Origin of the sequence: Immundisolibacter sp. (assembly GCF_014359565.1) — a bacterium.
In the GTDB taxonomy this organism is placed as follows: Bacteria; Pseudomonadota; Gammaproteobacteria; order Immundisolibacterales; family Immundisolibacteraceae; genus Immundisolibacter.
Genome location: NZ_JACIZD010000013.1, coordinates 1 through 15,807, shown reverse-complemented (window position 1 = coordinate 15,807; position 15,807 = coordinate 1). Strand labels below are relative to the sequence as shown.

Genomic DNA, 15,807 nt, shown 5'->3' with positions numbered 1-15,807 from the left:
CGTGCCCGCCGGCTGCCTACAGCCGGATCGGCGTCAGGCCCAGACCACCGGCCTTTTCCAATGCCGCCGGGCTGGTGACCACGGCCGTACTGGCGCGTTCGGGCACCAGATAGGTCGCCGCCACCCGGCGCAAATCGTCCAGCGTGACGCCCAGCACGGCTTGCCGGTAGGCCTGACGGGCCTCGGCGGTGCGGCCGAACAGGCTGGCATGAAAGGCCTTGCGCGCCTCGCCGGCCGGTGAGGCCGGCCTGTCGATGGCGGAAATCACGCCCAGGATGGCTTCTTCCACCGCCTGCGGCGGATGATCGGCCTCGTGCAGCCAGGCCAGGGCGCGATCGAAGTCGGCCAGGGTTTCGGCCAGGCGCGGGTCGCGGTAGCTGTAGAAGCGAAACGCCGCGCTGTCGGCGTCGAAGCCGGCGCCGCCGCCGTAGGCACCGCCCTTTTCGCGGATCGCGGTGTGCAGAAAGCCGTTGCGCAGATAGCTGCCCAGCACCGTCAGGGCGGGCGCGTCCGGGTGGCTCCAGGCCACGGCAGGATAGGCGCGGGCGCAGAAGTTGACCTGCGTGTTGGTGGTCCAGGCCTCGGCCACGCGGCCGCTGACCGGCGGCAGGGCGAGGGTCTGATCAGACCCGCTGGGCTGGGCACCGGTGTCTTGCCACACCTGCGCCAGGCGCAGGGCGATGTCGGGGTGTTGTTCGTCCTCGGCCACGATGACGAACTGCACCGGCGCGGCGGCAATGCGCGCGCGCAGTTCGCCCAATCGCTCGCCCAGCGCCTTGAGCGCGGCCGGATCGTCCAGGCTGTCGTCGAGCGCCTTGATGGCCTTGATACCGGCCAGGCCCGACCAGTGGTGGGCGAGGCGCGCCACCGGGCTCATGCTGGCGCTGGCGGCGGCCATGGCCAGCGCGTGGCCGTTGCCGGTGACGGAGTTCTCGTCGCTCATCCGGGCCTGGGCGATCAGCTCGCGCAGGCGGGCGAGTTCGTCGAAGCGCGCCGTGTGCAGCGTCTCGTGCAGCAGCTTCGACAGCGCGCCGTGGTTGCGCACCAGCGCCTTGCCGGACACCACGAACAGGCCGCGGCTGGTCTGGCTGTCCTGTGCCAGTGCGCCCACGCTGGCGCTGGCGCTGATGCCGCCGGTCAGCGCCGCCTGCAGGGCCTGCGTTTGCGTGTAGTCGCGGCCGCCGGCGCCGACTTCGCTGAGCGTCTCGGCCAGCAGCGGCAGCAGCGCCAGGGCATCGTCATCCAGCGGCGGCAGGTCGATGACGATCTGCTGGTAGACCAGGCCGTTGGTCGGTTGGTCGTACCAAGTGGCCGGCAGGCCGACCACCGGTTCGTGTACGGCAGGCGGAATCTTCAGCGCCGGGGCGACGTCCTCGCGGGTCACGCGCGGCAGGATGTCGGGGTCGTCCTGCTGTGCCTGACGGGCTTCGAGCGCCTTGGCCTGGGCCACGATGCGCGCGCGCTCGGTGGCGTCCAGGCCTTCGCGAAGCGCCGCCAGGCGGGCCTTCTCGGCGGCCAGCTCGCGCTCGGCCTGCGTCGGGTCGGGCTTCATGGTCAGGCGCACGCGGTGCGGGTTGTCCAGCAGCCAGCGGCGCACCTCGTTCTGGACGAAGCCGGGCTCGGCGGCGGCGGCGCGCAGGCGCTCCAGCGCGGCGTCGATGGCCAGCGCCTGTACCGGATCGCCGTGGTGCACGGCCTGCGGCAGGGCGTTCATGATCAGCTGCAGGCCGTAGGGGTAGCGGTCGCCGCCGATCTCGCGTCGCGACAGCTCGATCTGGTGCAGCATGGCCTCGACCTGCTCGGTCGGCACGCCGCTTTCGGCCACCTGCGCCAGCACGTCGAGCACCAGCTTCTCCACCGCCTCGGCGTGTTCCGGCTCCGAGCCCTCGACGCCGGCCGCGAACAGCAGTTCGCGCGCCGAATCGTCCAGGCCGCACAGCGGTGAGGGCGCGCTGCCAAGCTCGGTGGTTTCGAGCGCATGCATCAGCGGCGAGGATGAGTTGTCCAGCAGCAGGCGCGACAGCAGGTTCAGGCGCAGCACCTGGTCCAGATCGGTCATGTCGCCCAGCAGCCAGCCGAGCACGATGTGGGTCTTGCGCGCGGTGTCGCCGTCCTCGGCGGCGTAGGTTTCCTCCACCACGCGCGGGGCCGGGTAGCGCTGTTCCGGCGGCACGCGAAGGTCGATGTCCAGACGCTGGAAGTGCCGCAGCACGCGGTCTTCCATGATCGCCTGGTGCTCGGCGGCCGGGATGTCGCCGTAGGTGAAGAAGGTCGCGTTGCTGGGGTGGTAATGCCGGGCGTGGAAGGCCTTGAGCTGTTCGTAGGTGAGGTCCGGGATGTGCTGCGGGTCACCGCCGGAGTTGTGGTGGTAGGTGGTGGTCGGGTAGACCTCGCGCGCCAGGGCCTGCCACAGCGCCGACACCGGTGCGCTCATGGCGCCCTTCATCTCGTTGAACACCACGCCCTTGAAGGTGAGCTCGGAGTCCGGGTTTTCGGCCTCGGCGAATTCGAGCCGATGGCCTTCCTGGGCAAAGTCGAGCGGATCGAGCGTCGGGAAGAACGCCGCATCCAGGTACACGTCCAGCAGGTTGAAGAAATCCTTGCGGTTCTGGCTGGCAAACGGGTAGGCGGTCCAGTCGCTGGCCGTCATGGCGTTCATGAAGGTGTTCAGCGAGCGGCGCAGCATCAGGAAGAACGGATCGCGCACCGGGTAGTGGCGGCTGCCGCACAGGGCCGTGTGTTCCAGGATGTGGGCGACGCCGGTCGAGTCCTGCGGTACGGTCAGGAAGGCCACCAGGAAGGCGTTGTTGTCGTCGGCGGCGGCCAGGTGGATGTGTCGGGCACCGGTGACGCGGTGGCGGTATTCCTCGACCGTGAGGCTCAGCGCCGACACGCGCTCGGTGCGCAGCAGTTCGAAAGCGGGATGGGTCATGCCGTGGCCGTTGCGTTGGGAATGCGAGTGATGGCCAGTTTAGCAGGGGGCTGGGAGGCAGCCGGGCGGCCTGCCCAACGACGGCGCTGAGCCGGCACCCCCGGACATCGGCAACAGGAGGGGCCCGCGCAGCGACGGATGATCGACCGTCGTGCCGTGTTGGTGCCCCCACCGAGAATCGAACTCGGGTCTGACGCTTACAAGGCGTCTGCTAGACCTTCCAGCTATAGGGGCGTGTGCCTCGGCGCATCGCGCCCCGGGGGCTTTGGCGGCGCGGGGACGCGGCTTCATTTGGGGGGCTGCAGCGGCGGGGCATTTTACACCGCGCCGTTTGGTCGACGACGCTCGCGTCCGGCAACAAAAAAAGGGCCGGGGAGGGTGCCCCCCGGCCCTTTTGGCACACCGAATGGCTTTAGAGGTTGTAGCCGCGTTCGTCGTGCAGGGCCAGGTCGAGGCCTTCGTTCTCCTGCTCGGGCGTGACACGCAGGCCGATCACCAGGTCGATCACTTTCAGGATGATGAAGGTGGCGATGCCGCTGAAGCCGACCGTCACCAGCACGCCCTTGAGCTGAATCCACAGCTGGGCGGCCATGTCGAACTCGGTCTTGACGCCGCCCAGACTGGCCGCAGCGAACACGCCGGTCAGCAGCGCGCCGATGATGCCGCCGATGCCATGCACGCCGAATACGTCGAGCGAGTCGTCGTAGCCGAAGGCCCGCTTCATCTTGGTGGCGGCAAGGAAGCACAGCACACCGGCCACGGCGCCGATCACCAGCGCGCCCATCGGGCCGACGAAGCCGGAGGCCGGGGTGATGGCAACCAGACCGGCGACCGCACCCGAGGCGATGCCCAGCACGCTCGGTTTGCCGTGGCTGATCCACTCAATGAACATCCAGCCGAGCGCCGCCGCTGCCGTGGCGATCTGCGTCACCGCCATGGCCATGCCGGCCGTTCCGTTGGCCGCCACCGCGCTGCCGGCGTTGAAGCCGAACCAGCCGACCCACAGCATGCAGGCGCCGATCAGCGTGTAGCCCAGGTTATGCGGCGGCATGGCGGTGGTCGGAAAGCCCTTGCGCGGCCCCAGCACCAGGCAGGCCACAAGACCGGCGATGCCGGCATTGATGTGCACCACGGTACCGCCGGCGAAATCCAGCACGCCCCAGTCCCACATCAGGCCGCCGTTGCCGCTCCACACCATGTGCGCAGTAGGCGTATAGACGATGGTGAACCACAGTGCCATGAACCACAGCATGGCCGAGAATTTCATGCGCTCGGCGAAGGCGCCGACGATGAGCGCCGGCGTGATGATGGCAAAGGTCATCTGGAAGCACATGAACACCGATTCCGGGATGGTCATGGTCAGGCTTTCGACGGTCAGCCCGCTCAGGAAGGCCTTGCCCAGGCCACCGACAAAGCTGTTGAAGTTGACAACTCCCTGCTCCATGCCGGTGGTGTCAAACGCCATGCTGTAGCCGTAAATCGTCCACAGCACCGTGATCAGCGCGGTGATGGCAAAGCACTGCATCAACACCGACAGCACGTTCTTGCTGCGCACCATGCCGGCGTAAAACAGGGCCAGGCCCGGGATGGTCATGAACAGCACCAGGGCGGTCGAGGTCAGCATCCAGGCGGTGTCGCCAGAATTCAAGACCGGGGCTGCCGCATCTTCTGCCAATGCCAGGCCGGGCAGGCACAGCCCGATCGTTGCCAGTGCGGCAAGCCCGCGTCGCATCAGGGTTTTCATCGATAAACTCCCTCAGTTAAGGATTCGTCGGCCAAGAACCGGCACGTCGGCGCTACAGCGCGTCGGCACCGGTCTCGCCGGTACGAATACGGATGACCTGCCCTAGGTCATAGACGAAAATCTTGCCGTCACCAATCTTGCCGGTGTTGGCAGAGTTGGTGATCGCCTCGATGACACGGTCGACGTCCGTCTCGTCGACCGCGACCTCGATTTTTACCTTGGGCAGGAAATCCACGACATATTCGGCGCCGCGATAAAGTTCGGTATGCCCTTTCTGGCGACCGAACCCTTTCACCTCGGTGACCGTGATGCCTTGCACCCCGACCCCCGACAGCGCCTCGCGCACATCGTCAAGCTTGAACGGCTTGATCACCGCACAGACCATCTTCATTGCAGTACTCCTCGGGCAAGACGGAACCGCAGGCAGGCCCCTGGGCAGCCTGCCCCCGGCACCGCGATATCAAGCGCATCACCAGCCCCCGTTCAGGGAGGCGAGACGGTGCGGACTGAACCGGCATGTACCAGTAGGGCCTGTTAAGCACGGCCTGTGCCAGAGTGGCTATCGGGCATTGGGGTATAGTCGGAAACGAAGCGAGAATAGGGTTCGTACGACGTCCCAGGCGATCGATTGCACCATATGAGTGCATTTGAATTGGGCGGCTGACCTTAAACAGGGCGACCCCGTAGCGAGCGGCGGCGCCCCGTCCGGAGTGATTGCGATGACCGATTCCGTGCCACCTTCGCCGCTGCACTGGCTGCACGGCATTGCCAGCGAACTGGAGGGCCTTCGCACTGTGACGGTGCAGCGCCTGAGCCAGCGACTTGGTTTGCCGAGTCGGGAGGAATTCGAGGTGCAGCGCGCGCTGCTGGAGGATGCCCGCGAGCGCCTGGCCCGGGTGCAGGCACAGGTCGAGGCCCTCGCCGCCCGTCTCGACGGCAGTCCCTGACCGTCCGCAGGCGCCCATGTCGCTGGCGACCCTGCGCAGCCGCGCCCAGTTCGGCATCGACGCGCCGCCGGTCACCATCGAGGCGCACCTGACCGGCGGCCTGCCGGCGCTGGCCATCGTCGGCCTGCCGGAAACCGCCGTGCGCGAGGCCAGGGACCGCGTGCGCAGCGCGCTGCTGAACAGCGGTTTCGAGTTCCCGGCCCGGCGCGTCACCATCAACCTCGCCCCGGCCGACCTGCCCAAGGAAGGCGGACGTTTCGATCTGGGTATCGCGCTGGCCATCCTGGCCGCCTCCGGCCAGTTGCCACCGGCCTGCCTGGAAGGCTACGAGTTCATCGGTGAGCTCGGCCTGGGCGGCGAACTGCGTCCGGTGCGTGGCGTGTTGCCGGTGGCCTTGCAGGCACAGCGCGCCGGTGCCCGCCTGGTGCTGCCACAGGCCAACGCGGCCGAGGCGGCCCTGGCGCCGGACCTCACCGCCTACGGTGCCGAGCACCTGCTGGCGGTGTGCGGCCACCTGACCGGCAATGCGCCGCTTGCGCAAGCGCAGCGCGCCTTGCCGCAGGACGGCACCAGCGTGCCCGATCTGGCCGACGTGCGCGGTCAGCCCGCTGCGCGCCGGGCGCTCGAAATCGCCGCCGCCGGGGGTCACAGCCTGCTGATGCTGGGCCCGCCCGGTGCCGGCAAGACCATGCTGGCCACGCGCCTGCCGGGCATCCTGCCGCCGCTGACCGAGCAGGAGGCGCTCGAGACGGCCGCCGTGCAATCGATCAGCGCCGGCGGTTTCGATGTTCGCCACTGGGGTCAGCGGCCGGTGCGCGCGCCGCACCACACGGCCTCCGCGGCGGCACTGGCCGGCGGCGGTACTACGCCGCGGCCGGGCGAGATCTCGCTGGCCCACCACGGCGTGCTGTTCCTGGACGAGCTGCCGGAGTTCGACCGCCAGGTGCTGGAAGTGCTGCGCGAGCCGCTGGAGTCCGGGCACATCAGCATTGCCCGGGCGGCGCTGAAAGCCGAATTCCCGGCCCGTTTTCAGCTGGTGGCGGCCATGAATCCGTGCCCCTGCGGATATCTGGGCGATGCCGGCGGCCGCTGTCGCTGCACCCCGGAGCAGGTGCGCCGTTACCGCGGCCGGCTGTCCGGACCGCTGCTGGACCGCATCGACCTGCACGTGGAGCTGCCGCCGGTTGCGCACGAGCTGTTGCTGGCGCAGGAGCACGCCGGCGCCGAGCCGTCGGCCGCAGTGCGCGAGCGCGTGCAGGCGGCGCAGCAGCGCCAGTTCGCCCGCAGTGGCTGCCTGAACGCGCGTCTGGACCCGGCCGGCCTGCGCCGGCATGCGCGGCTGACCGAGTCGCAGCAGCAGTTCCTGGCGCGGGCCATCGGCGCCCTGGGCCTGTCCGCGCGTGCCACGCACCGGGTGCTACGCATTGCCCGCACCTGTGCCGATCTTGCCGGCAGTGACGCGCTCGACATGCCGCACCTGGCCGAGGCGCTGCAGTACCGCTTGCTCGATCGGCGGCCCCATAGCGCGTATTGAAAGGTTGTTGACTTGCGTCCGCCTGCGACTAGAATGCCGACAAGCCTTTGTTTCCCGTCGGCCCGGCGCAATGCCACCGCCCACGCAGGCCTGTCCTGCGTCCCTGCCACCGTCGATCCATAACCAGAGCCCATGAGCGAACACGTCAAGCACATTTCTGACGACTCCTTCGAGCAGGATGTCCTGCAGGCCCCCGGGCCGGTTCTGGTGGATTACTGGGCAGAATGGTGTGGCCCGTGCAAGATGATCGCGCCGGTGCTGGACGAGGTCGGCAAGGAATACGCCGGGCGCCTGACGGTGGCCAAGCTGAACGTGGACGAGAACCCCAAGACCCCGCCGCGCTACGGCATTCGCGGCATTCCGACCCTGATGCTGTTCAAGGGTGGCAACGTGGAGGCCACCAAGGTCGGTGCTTTGTCGAAGTCGCAGCTCACCGCGTGGCTGGACAGCAATCTCTGATCCCGGCTTTGTCTCAAGTCGCCCATCGCCGGTGCCGATAGCTCGACTGGCTCGGGCGGGCTCTCATCTTCATTCCGGCCGCCCGGCTGTAGACGATTACCGGCAGACGTTCTGAAGGTTCAGGGTGTCCGGCTGTTGCCGCGACATGCCAACAACAACAATTTTTTCGCAGGTTTTCATTCCCGGTCCGTCTCCCGGACTGCCTCTTCCAACTGCGCCGCGCTTCGCTTTCGCGGTGCTCCTCGTCAAATCCGCAGACACATATGAATCTGACCGCGCTGAAACAAACGCCGGTGGCCGAGCTGGTGGCCATGGCCCAGGAATCGCGTCTGGAAGGGGCCTCCCGCCAGCGCAAGGAAGAAATCATCTTCGCCCTGCTCAAGGCCCACGCCCGCAAGGGCGAGGACATCTTCGGCGAAGGCGTGATGGAAATGCTGCCGGACGGCTACGGCTTCCTGCGCTCGAACACCAATTCCTACCTAGCCAGCCTGGATGACATCTACGTCTCGCCCAGTCAGATTCGCCGCTTCGGCCTGCGTACCGGCGACACCATCTCCGGCAAGATTCGTCCGCCCAAGGACGGCGAGCGCTACTTCGCGCTGCTCAAGATCGACGAGCTGAACTTCGAGCCGCTGGAAGCGGCCCGCAACAAGATTCTGTTCGAGAACCTCACGCCCCTGTTCGCCGACGAGCGCTTCACGCTCGAGCGCGGCAACGGCACCACCGAGGACATCACCCCGCGCATCATCGACATGGTGGCGCCAATCGGCAAAGGCCAGCGCGGCCTGATCGTGTCGCCGCCCAAGGCCGGCAAGACCATGATGTTGCAGTCGGTTGCCCACTCGCTGGCGATCAACCACCCCGAGATTTACCTCATGGTGCTGCTGATCGACGAGCGGCCCGAGGAAGTGACCGAAATGCGCCGCACGGTGCGCGGCGAGGTCATCGCCAGCACCTTCGACGAAGCCGCCACGCGCCACGTGCAGGTGGCCGACATGGTGATCGAGAAGGCCAAGCGCCTGGTCGAGCACAAGCGCGACGTGGTGATCCTGCTCGATTCCATCACCCGCCTGGCGCGCGCCTACAACACCGTGATCCCGTCCTCGGGCAAGGTGCTGACCGGCGGCGTCGACGCGCACGCCCTGGACAAGCCGAAGAAATTCTTCGGCGCCGCGCGCAACATCGAGGAAGGCGGCAGCCTGACCATCATCGCCACCACGCTGGTCGAGACCGGCTCGCGCATGGACGACGTGATCTACGAGGAGTTCAAGGGAACCGGCAACATGGAAATCCACCTCGAACGCAAGATCGCCGAGCGGCGCATCTTCCCGGCCATCAACATCAACCGCTCCGGCACCCGCCGCGAGGAGCTGCTGATGAAGCCGGACGAAGTGCAAAAAGTCTGGATCCTGCGCCGCCTGCTGGCCTCCATGGACGAGGTGGCGGCCATGGAATTCCTGCTCGAGCGCCTCAAGAACACCAAGAGCAACGCCGAATTCTTCGCCTCCATGAAGGCCTGACGCCGGCCTACCCTTCAATCCGCCACCTGCAGAGGACCCGCCCCGTGAAGACCCCCGTCCGCATCGCTGTCACCGGCTGCGCTGGCCAGATCGGCTACGCGCTGCTGTTCCGCATCGCCGCCGGCGACATGCTCGGCCCCGACCAGCCGGTTATCCTGCATTTGCTGGAAGTCACGCCGGCCATGAAGACCCTGGAAGGCGTCGTCATGGAACTGCGCGACTGCGCCTTCCCGCTGCTGGCCGATATCGTGGCCACCGATGATCCGGCGGTCGGCTTCAAGGATGCCGACTACGCCATCCTGGTCGGCGCCCGCCCGCGCGGTCCGGGCATGGAGCGCAAGGACCTGCTGGAGGCCAACGGCGCCATCTTCACCGTGCAGGGCAAGGCCCTGAACGACCACGCCAGCCGCGGCGTGAAGGTGCTGGTGGTCGGTAACCCGGCCAACACCAACGCGCTGATCGCCATGCGCAGCGCACCGGACCTGGACCCGCGTCAGTTCACGGCCATGATGCGCCTGGACCACAATCGCGCCATCAGCCAGCTGGCCGCCAAGACCGGCTCGTCGGTGCCGGCCATCCGCCGCATGACCGTGTGGGGCAACCACTCGTCCACGCAGTACCCGGACATTTCGCACGCGCTGGTCGATGGCCGTCCGGCGCCGGAACTGGTCGATCAGGCCTGGCTGGAGACCGATTTCATCCCCACCGTGCAGCAGCGCGGCGCCGCCATCATCGCCGCCCGCGGTGCGTCGAGTGCGGCTTCGGCTGCGTCGGCAGCCATCGATCATATGCGCAGCTGGGCGCTGGGTACCGCCGACGGCGACTGGGTCAGCATGGGCATTCCCAGCGACGGCAGCTACGGCATCCCGGACGGCATCATCTATTCCTATCCGGTGACCTGCCGCGACGGGCGTTACGAGATCGTGCAGAACCTCCCCATCAGCGCCTTCAGCCGCGCCCGCATGGATGCCACCGCCCGGGAGCTGCTGGAAGAACGCGAGGCCGTCCAGCACCTGCTGTGACTTGCAGTGCAACTTGCCCGGCGGGCCGCTTTCTTCTACCCTACGCGGCCCGCCGCGCCGTGCCCTCCCAACCCAGACCGCGCCATGAAACCCGATATCCATCCCAAGTACGAAGAAGTCACCGTCACCTGCAGCTGCGGCAACACCTTCCAGACCCGTTCCGCGCTGGCCAAGCCGGAGCTGGCAATCGACGTGTGTTCGAGCTGCCACCCGTTCTACACCGGCAAGCAGAAGGTCGGCGACCGCCGCGGCCGAGTGGAGCGCTTCAAGCGCCGCTACGGCATGGCGTGATGCCGGGCCGGTTCGCCGGCCTCGCTCACAAAGGGCGCCTGCTGGCGCCCTTTGTGTTTCTGGCCGGGGTTCTGTTTGCGAGCAACTCGCCGGCAGCCTGCCGGCCCCCAGGGCCTGTGGAGCAGGCCACCGTGGCCGGGTACTACGATGGCGACACGCTGCGCCTGGTCGATGACCGCCGCGTGCGCTTGCTGGGCATCGACACGCCCGAGATGAACTACCGCAAGGGCACGCCGCAGCCGCTGGCGCAGCGCGCCTTGCAGCGCACGCAAAGCTTGTTGCCCAAGGGCGGGCCGGTGCGTCTGGCGCGCGACCGGCAGGCACAGGACCGCTACGGCCGGCTGCTGGCGCATGCCTATACCCCGGACGGCACCAGCGTGGAGGAAACCCTGCTGCGCGAGGGACTCGCGGTGAGCTTCATCATGCCGCCGAACGTCGCCCTGGCGGACTGCCTGCTGGCTGCCGAGCGGCAGGCCCGCGTGGCCCGCCGCGGCCTGTGGGCCTTGCCCGACTACCAGCCGCAGGCGGCCGGCAAGGTCCCGGCCGACGGCCGCTATCGTCTGGTGCGCGGCCGGGTCACCAGCGCCCTGCAGCGTGGCGACTGGGTACTGCTGAAGCTCGACAGGCGCGTGCAGCTGCGCATCGCGCGCGCCGACTGGACAGGCTTCGAACCGGCCGATCACCTGGCCTGGCGTGGCCGGGATGTGATCGCGCGGGGCAAAATCCAGTCCCGAAACGGCGCTGCTCAGATGCGTTTGTGGCACCCGGCGCAGATCGAACTGTCCAAGTAGTCACCATGCGCAAGTTCCTCACCGTCACCGGTCTGTGTCTGACACTCGCCGCCTGCGCCACCAACCCGGTCAGCGGCCGGCGCGAGATGGCGCTGATGTCCGAGGCGCAGGAAATCTCCATCGGTCGCGAGATGCACCCGAAGGTGCTCCAGCAGTACGGCCAGTACGAAGACCCGGCGCTGCAAGCCTACGTGCAGGGCGTGGGCGAGAAGCTCGCCGCCCACAGCCACCGCAGCAACCTGATCTACCGCTTCACGGTGGTCGATTCCACCGACATCAACGCCTTCGCGCTGCCCGGCGGCTACATCTACATCACCCGCGGCCTGCTGGCGTACCTGGGCAGCGAGGCCGAGATGGCCGGCGTGCTCGGGCACGAAATCGGCCACGTCACGGCCCGCCATGCGGTGCGCCAGTACACCGCGGCCACCGCCGCGCAATTGGGCATGACGCTGGGCAGCATCTTCGTGCCGGGTCTGGGCAGCAATGTGGGCCAGAACGTCATGGGCGTGCTCGGGCAGGCCATGCTCAGCGGCTATGGGCGCGAGCACGAACTCGAATCCGACGGCCTGGGCGCCGAATACCTGGCCCGCGCCGGCTACGACCCGCAGGCCATCCTGGACGTGCTGCGCACGCTCAAGGCGCAGGGCGATTACGCCGCCGCGCAGGCCAAGGCCGAAGGCCGCCAGCCGCAGTCCTACCACGGTCTGTTCGCAAGCCACCCGGACGAGGACACGCGCCTGAAGGAAGTGCTCACCAAGGCATCCTTCCTGGCCCCCGACAAGCCGGCCGACAATGGCCGCCAGGCGTTCCTTAAGCACATCGACGGCCTGGTGTTCGGCGACAGCGCGGCGCAGGGCATCCGCCGCGGCAATCGCTTTTATCACCGCGACCTGGACTTCGCTCTCGAATTCCCGGCCGGTTGGCGGCTGGAGAACCGGCCCGATCGGCTGCTCGCCGTCGCCCCCGGCGGCAAGGCCCAGGCGCAGCTGACCAGCCAGGATCTCAACCAGCGCGAGACGCCGCGCGAGTTCATGATCCGTCGCCTGGGCATCAAGAACCCAGCCGGCGAGGAAATCAGCCCCGGCGGGCTGCCCGGCTACACCGCGCCGCTGAAAATCCAGGGCCGGCCCGGCCGCGTCAGCGTCATCTTTCATCGCAACCAGGCCTATGTGCTGGCCAGCGTGGCGCTGGACGGGGCGGACAGCCAGGCGGTCGACGCGGCCATGCGTCAGACGGCGCTGGGATTTCACCCGCTGCGCGACGACGAGAAGGCGCTGGCCGAGCCGCTGCGCCTGCGCCTGAAACCCGCCGTGGCCGGCGACACCTACGCCCGCCTGGCCCAAGGTTCGCGCCTGCCCGGCGATGCCCAGGCCCAACTTCGGCTGCTGAACGGCCACTATCCGCAGGGCGAACCGAAGCCCGGCGACATCCTGAAAATCGTGGAATGAGCATGAGTCTCGAACGCCAGATCGACCGCCTGAACCCGCCGCAGCGCGAGGCCGTCACCGACCCCGGCCAGACCGCCCTGGTGCTGGCCGGCGCCGGCAGCGGCAAGACCCGCGTGCTGACGCACCGCATCGCCTGGCTGATCGAGGTCGAGCGTGCCGCGCCGCTGGAGATTCTGGCCGTCACCTTCACCAACAAGGCCGCGGCCGAGATGCGCGAGCGCATCGGCCAGCTGGTACCGCTGCCGCCGCGGGGCATGTGGGTGGGCACGTTTCACGGCATCGCCCACCGCCTGCTGCGCGCCCACTGGCGCGAGGCCGGCCTGTCGGAAACCTTCCAGATCCTGGACTCCGACGACCAGCAGCGGCTGATCAAGCGCCTGCTCAAGGAGCTGGGCGACGACACGCTCAAGCCAGCCCAGGTTGCCGCCTTCATCAACGCCCGCAAGGACGAGGGCCAGCGCGCCCGCCACGTGGACACGCAAGGCTTTGCCGACCGCGCCGTGCTGGCCGAGCTGTACCGCCGCTACGAGGCCGCCTGCGAGCGCGGCGGCATGGTGGACTTTGGCGAACTGCTGCTGCGCTCGAACGAGCTGTGGGTGCAGCAACCGGTGCTGCGCGACCACTACCGGCGGCGCTTCCGCCACATCCTGGTCGACGAGTTCCAGGACACCAACGCCCTGCAGTACGCCTGGCTGCGCAACCTCGCCGGGCCGGACACCAGCCTGTTCGCGGTCGGCGACGACGACCAGGCCATCTACGGCTGGCGCGGCGCCAAGGTGGAGAACATGCGCGAGTTCGAGCGCCAGTTCCCGAACGTCAAGGTCGTCCGCCTGGAACAGAACTACCGCTCCACCGGCACCATCCTGGCCGCCGCCAATGCCCTGATCGCCCACAACCGCGAGCGCCTGGGCAAGAACCTGTGGTCCGACGCCGGCAGCGGCGAGCCGATCCGCCTGTACGCCGCCTACAACGAGCAGGACGAGGCCCGCTTCGTGGTCGAGCAGATCGAGGCCTGGGCCGCCGCCGGCAACCCGCGCGCCGAAACGGCCATCCTGTACCGCTCCAATGCCCAGTCGCGTGCCTTCGAGGAAGCGCTCATGGTGCGGCGCATCAAGTACCGCGTGTACGGCGGCCAGCGCTTCTTCGACCGGGCCGAGATTCGCGATGCACTGGCGTACCTGCGCCTGATCGCCAACCCGGCCGACGACACCGCCTTCGAGCGCGTCATCAACCAGCCGCCGCGCGGCATCGGCGACAAAACCCTCGACACCCTGCGTGGCGAAGCCCGTGCCAGCGGCCTGCCGATGTGGGAGGTCCTGACCCGGCTGCTGCAGGGCGGCGGCCTGACCGGCCGCACGGCGGCGGCGCTGGGCGGCTTTGCGGAATTGATCCAGAGCCTGCGCGCCGCCTGCCAGGGCCAGGCGCTGATGGATCAGGCGCTGATCGCCATCCGCGACAGCGGCCTCAAGGACCACCACGCCAAGGACGTGGACGGCCGCGGCGAAGGCCGGGTCGAGAACCTGGACGAACTGGTCAACGCCGCCAGCCTGTTCGTGAACGAGGAAGAAGACCTCGACGACCTGACCGCGTTCCTGAGCCATGCCGCGCTCGAAGCCGGCGACGCCCAGGGCGAGGCCGGCGCCGACTGCGTGCAGCTCATGACCCTGCACTCCGCCAAGGGCCTGGAATTCCGCCAGGTGTTCCTGGTCGGCGTGGAGGAGGGGCTGTTCCCGAGCCAGCGCTCCATCGACGACCCGGCGCGCCTGGAGGAAGAGCGCCGCCTGTGCTACGTCGGCCTCACCCGCGCCCGCGAGCGGCTGTACGTGAGCTACGCCGAGAGCCGGCGCATCCACGGCGAGACCCGCCCGGCCATGGCCTCGCGCTTCATCGAGGAAATCCCGGCCGAACACCTGACCGAAGTGCGCCTGCGCGGCACCGTCGACCGACCGGTGAGCGCCCGTCCGGCCGGTGGCGTCGAACGGGGCAGTTACGGCCACGGCGGATCGCGTTCGGACTGGAGCCCCGGCCGCCGCGACGGCGGCGGACGTGCCGACCTGCAACCACCACCGCGCCGCGTCAGCGCCTGGAACGATCCACCCAAGGCACCCGACAGCGACAGCGGCCTGTGGGTAGGCCAGCGCGTGCGGCACGGCAAGTTCGGCGAAGGCGTCATCACCGATCTGGAAGGCCAAGGCCCGCGCACCCGCGTGCAGGTCAAGTTCGCCGGCGCCGGCAGCAAATGGCTGATGCTGGACATGGCGGGCCTGACGCCCGCCTGACGGCTGCGCCCAGCCCCGCCAGGTGGCGCCTGCCGTGAAAGTAGATGTATCTTTTCACCCACTGAGCTGACGCACGTTCGGTACGCAAGCTGTAGTGCTTCAACCGAACGCCATCCCGAAGCTGATCGAGCAGCCTGGGGGCCGGGGCGCCGACGGATCGGCAGGAGCAGCGTTCATGTGCAGGCCCCAGCTTATCGGACATGCCTGTCAACTCATTTATTCCGACAAATGTCGGATAATCTACGTTGGCCACCATGAAATACCTCACCCGCGACGCTGCACAACTATTCCTCAATAGCTCAAGAAATGCATTTCTGTTGGGTTTGATCAGTTGGTCTCAACTCATGGATAGGCTCGTTGCCCTGAGAGGCATGTGTTCGCCATCCAATCCTTCGGGCATCGCCGCCGGTCGCATTCTCCAAGTCGAAGAATGGGAGGCTCAAGATGATTGGGAATATGAAGGTGAGTCGCCATCCAGCAGCTGTCGGGGCAAGGATCGCCCCTCCTCGTTCGATAGCACTCCCGACTATTCCCCTGACGAGGATGAAGACGGCGCTTTTCCGTCCTTTTTCGCCGCAACACACACCGGTCTTTCAAATTGGGAATTTCATCAATACGACGACGACTTCTTTCCCTCTGTTCCACACGGCCACTGGAACGGAAAGCACCAGCCAAAGCTCGACCCATATCAGGGCTGGGTTTATATGGGATCTAAGGAAACGCTGATTTATTCCCACGTCTAGGTGGCATGAGACCTTGGTCCTGAGACAATGCGGCCTGGTCCGCAGCGGGGGTGAGCAGACGTCATGCAAACGAGCTTTTCCGATCTCGAGTACGCCG

The 15,807-nt window shown here is 67.7% G+C and carries 14 protein-coding genes and 1 tRNA gene; 10 read left to right on the top strand and 5 right to left on the bottom strand.

Annotated elements, in window-relative coordinates; all coding sequences use genetic code 11:
* Positions 1 to 16: 16 nt before the first annotated feature.
* The 4 genes from H5U26_RS12055 to H5U26_RS12040 form a co-directional block, all read right to left on the bottom strand.
* A complete protein-coding gene (locus H5U26_RS12055) occupies positions 17 to 2,932 on the bottom strand; it encodes an insulinase family protein (protein ID WP_290620010.1) in 2,916 nt (971 codons plus the stop codon).
* A gap of 160 nt (positions 2,933 to 3,092) precedes the next feature.
* Positions 3,093 to 3,166 (bottom strand) — tRNA-Thr (locus H5U26_RS12050).
* 178 nt (positions 3,167 to 3,344) lie between these two features.
* On the bottom strand, positions 3,345 to 4,667 hold the full coding sequence (locus H5U26_RS12045; RefSeq protein WP_366055945.1) for an ammonium transporter: 1,323 nt from the start codon (positions 4,665 to 4,667) through the stop codon (positions 3,345 to 3,347).
* Positions 4,668 to 4,728: 61 nt separating this feature from the next.
* Positions 4,729 to 5,067: a P-II family nitrogen regulator gene (locus H5U26_RS12040; RefSeq protein WP_068806431.1), complete on the bottom strand. Its 339-nt coding sequence runs from the start codon at positions 5,065 to 5,067 to the stop codon at positions 4,729 to 4,731.
* Between the two features lie 328 nt (positions 5,068 to 5,395).
* On the opposite strand from H5U26_RS12040, the gene H5U26_RS12035 reads away from it, so the two are divergent.
* From H5U26_RS12035 to uvrD, 9 genes are all read left to right on the top strand, one after another.
* Positions 5,396 to 5,623 (top strand): accessory factor UbiK family protein, encoded by a 228-nt coding sequence (locus H5U26_RS12035; RefSeq protein WP_290620005.1) that lies wholly within the window; start codon positions 5,396 to 5,398, stop codon positions 5,621 to 5,623.
* 16 nt (positions 5,624 to 5,639) lie between these two features.
* Positions 5,640 to 7,157, top strand: a complete 1,518-nt coding sequence (locus H5U26_RS12030) for a YifB family Mg chelatase-like AAA ATPase (protein ID WP_290620003.1) — start codon at positions 5,640 to 5,642, stop codon at positions 7,155 to 7,157.
* 132 nt (positions 7,158 to 7,289) lie between these two features.
* Positions 7,290 to 7,616 carry a thioredoxin TrxA gene (gene trxA / locus H5U26_RS12025; protein ID WP_290620001.1) on the top strand — a complete coding sequence of 109 codons (327 nt, stop codon included), beginning with the start codon at positions 7,290 to 7,292 and terminating at the stop codon, positions 7,614 to 7,616.
* 263 nt (positions 7,617 to 7,879) lie between these two features.
* Positions 7,880 to 9,136, top strand: a complete 1,257-nt coding sequence (rho, locus tag H5U26_RS12020; RefSeq protein ID WP_290619999.1) for a transcription termination factor Rho — start codon at positions 7,880 to 7,882, stop codon at positions 9,134 to 9,136.
* A 44-nt stretch (positions 9,137 to 9,180) separates the two neighbouring features.
* Positions 9,181 to 10,158, top strand: a complete 978-nt coding sequence (locus H5U26_RS12015) for a malate dehydrogenase (RefSeq protein ID WP_290619997.1) — start codon at positions 9,181 to 9,183, stop codon at positions 10,156 to 10,158.
* A gap of 84 nt (positions 10,159 to 10,242) precedes the next feature.
* Complete coding sequence (gene rpmE / locus H5U26_RS12010; protein WP_068806450.1) at positions 10,243 to 10,449, top strand: 50S ribosomal protein L31; 207 nt, start codon at positions 10,243 to 10,245, stop codon at positions 10,447 to 10,449.
* 131 nt (positions 10,450 to 10,580) lie between these two features.
* Positions 10,581 to 11,240, top strand: a complete 660-nt coding sequence (locus tag H5U26_RS12005; RefSeq protein ID WP_290619993.1) for a thermonuclease family protein — start codon at positions 10,581 to 10,583, stop codon at positions 11,238 to 11,240.
* A gap of 5 nt (positions 11,241 to 11,245) precedes the next feature.
* The gene (locus tag H5U26_RS12000; protein WP_290619991.1) at positions 11,246 to 12,688 is read left to right on the top strand and encodes a M48 family metalloprotease; all 1,443 of its coding nucleotides are present in this window, start codon (positions 11,246 to 11,248) and stop codon (positions 12,686 to 12,688) included.
* Positions 12,685 to 14,967, top strand: a complete 2,283-nt coding sequence (uvrD, locus tag H5U26_RS11995; RefSeq protein WP_366055943.1) for a DNA helicase II — start codon at positions 12,685 to 12,687, stop codon at positions 14,965 to 14,967. The genes H5U26_RS12000 and uvrD overlap by 4 nt, the downstream gene beginning before the upstream one ends.
* Here the strand turns inward: uvrD and H5U26_RS14950 are convergent.
* Positions 14,903 to 15,169, bottom strand: coding sequence for a phage integrase N-terminal SAM-like domain-containing protein (locus tag H5U26_RS14950; protein WP_366055944.1), 267 nt, complete (start codon positions 15,167 to 15,169; stop codon positions 14,903 to 14,905). The two genes, uvrD and H5U26_RS14950, sit on opposite strands and share 65 nt — an antisense overlap.
* A gap of 52 nt (positions 15,170 to 15,221) precedes the next feature.
* Between H5U26_RS14950 and H5U26_RS11990 the strand changes: the two genes are divergently transcribed.
* On the top strand, positions 15,222 to 15,710 hold the full coding sequence (locus tag H5U26_RS11990; protein ID WP_290619987.1) for a hypothetical protein: 489 nt from the start codon (positions 15,222 to 15,224) through the stop codon (positions 15,708 to 15,710).
* Positions 15,711 to 15,807: the final 97 nt, after the last annotated feature.

Bases quoted from the DNA above. Each gene is read 5' to 3' on its own strand.
- uvrD (WP_366055943.1), top strand. From the start codon at position 12,685: ATGAGCATGAGTCTCGAACGCCAGATCGACCGCCTGAACCCGCCGCAG.
- H5U26_RS12035 (WP_290620005.1), top strand. From the start codon at position 5,396: ATGACCGATTCCGTGCCACCTTCGCCGCTGCACTGGCTGCACGGCATT.
- H5U26_RS11990 (WP_290619987.1), top strand. From the start codon at position 15,222: ATGAAATACCTCACCCGCGACGCTGCACAACTATTCCTCAATAGCTCA.
- H5U26_RS12000 (WP_290619991.1), top strand. From the start codon at position 11,246: ATGCGCAAGTTCCTCACCGTCACCGGTCTGTGTCTGACACTCGCCGCC.
- H5U26_RS12055 (WP_290620010.1), bottom strand. From the start codon at position 2,932: ATGACCCATCCCGCTTTCGAACTGCTGCGCACCGAGCGCGTGTCGGCG.
- rpmE (WP_068806450.1), top strand. From the start codon at position 10,243: ATGAAACCCGATATCCATCCCAAGTACGAAGAAGTCACCGTCACCTGC.
- H5U26_RS12040 (WP_068806431.1), bottom strand. From the start codon at position 5,067: ATGAAGATGGTCTGTGCGGTGATCAAGCCGTTCAAGCTTGACGATGTG.
- H5U26_RS12030 (WP_290620003.1), top strand. From the start codon at position 5,640: ATGTCGCTGGCGACCCTGCGCAGCCGCGCCCAGTTCGGCATCGACGCG.
- rho (WP_290619999.1), top strand. From the start codon at position 7,880: ATGAATCTGACCGCGCTGAAACAAACGCCGGTGGCCGAGCTGGTGGCC.
- H5U26_RS14950 (WP_366055944.1), bottom strand. From the start codon at position 15,169: ATGTCCGATAAGCTGGGGCCTGCACATGAACGCTGCTCCTGCCGATCC.
- trxA (WP_290620001.1), top strand. From the start codon at position 7,290: ATGAGCGAACACGTCAAGCACATTTCTGACGACTCCTTCGAGCAGGAT.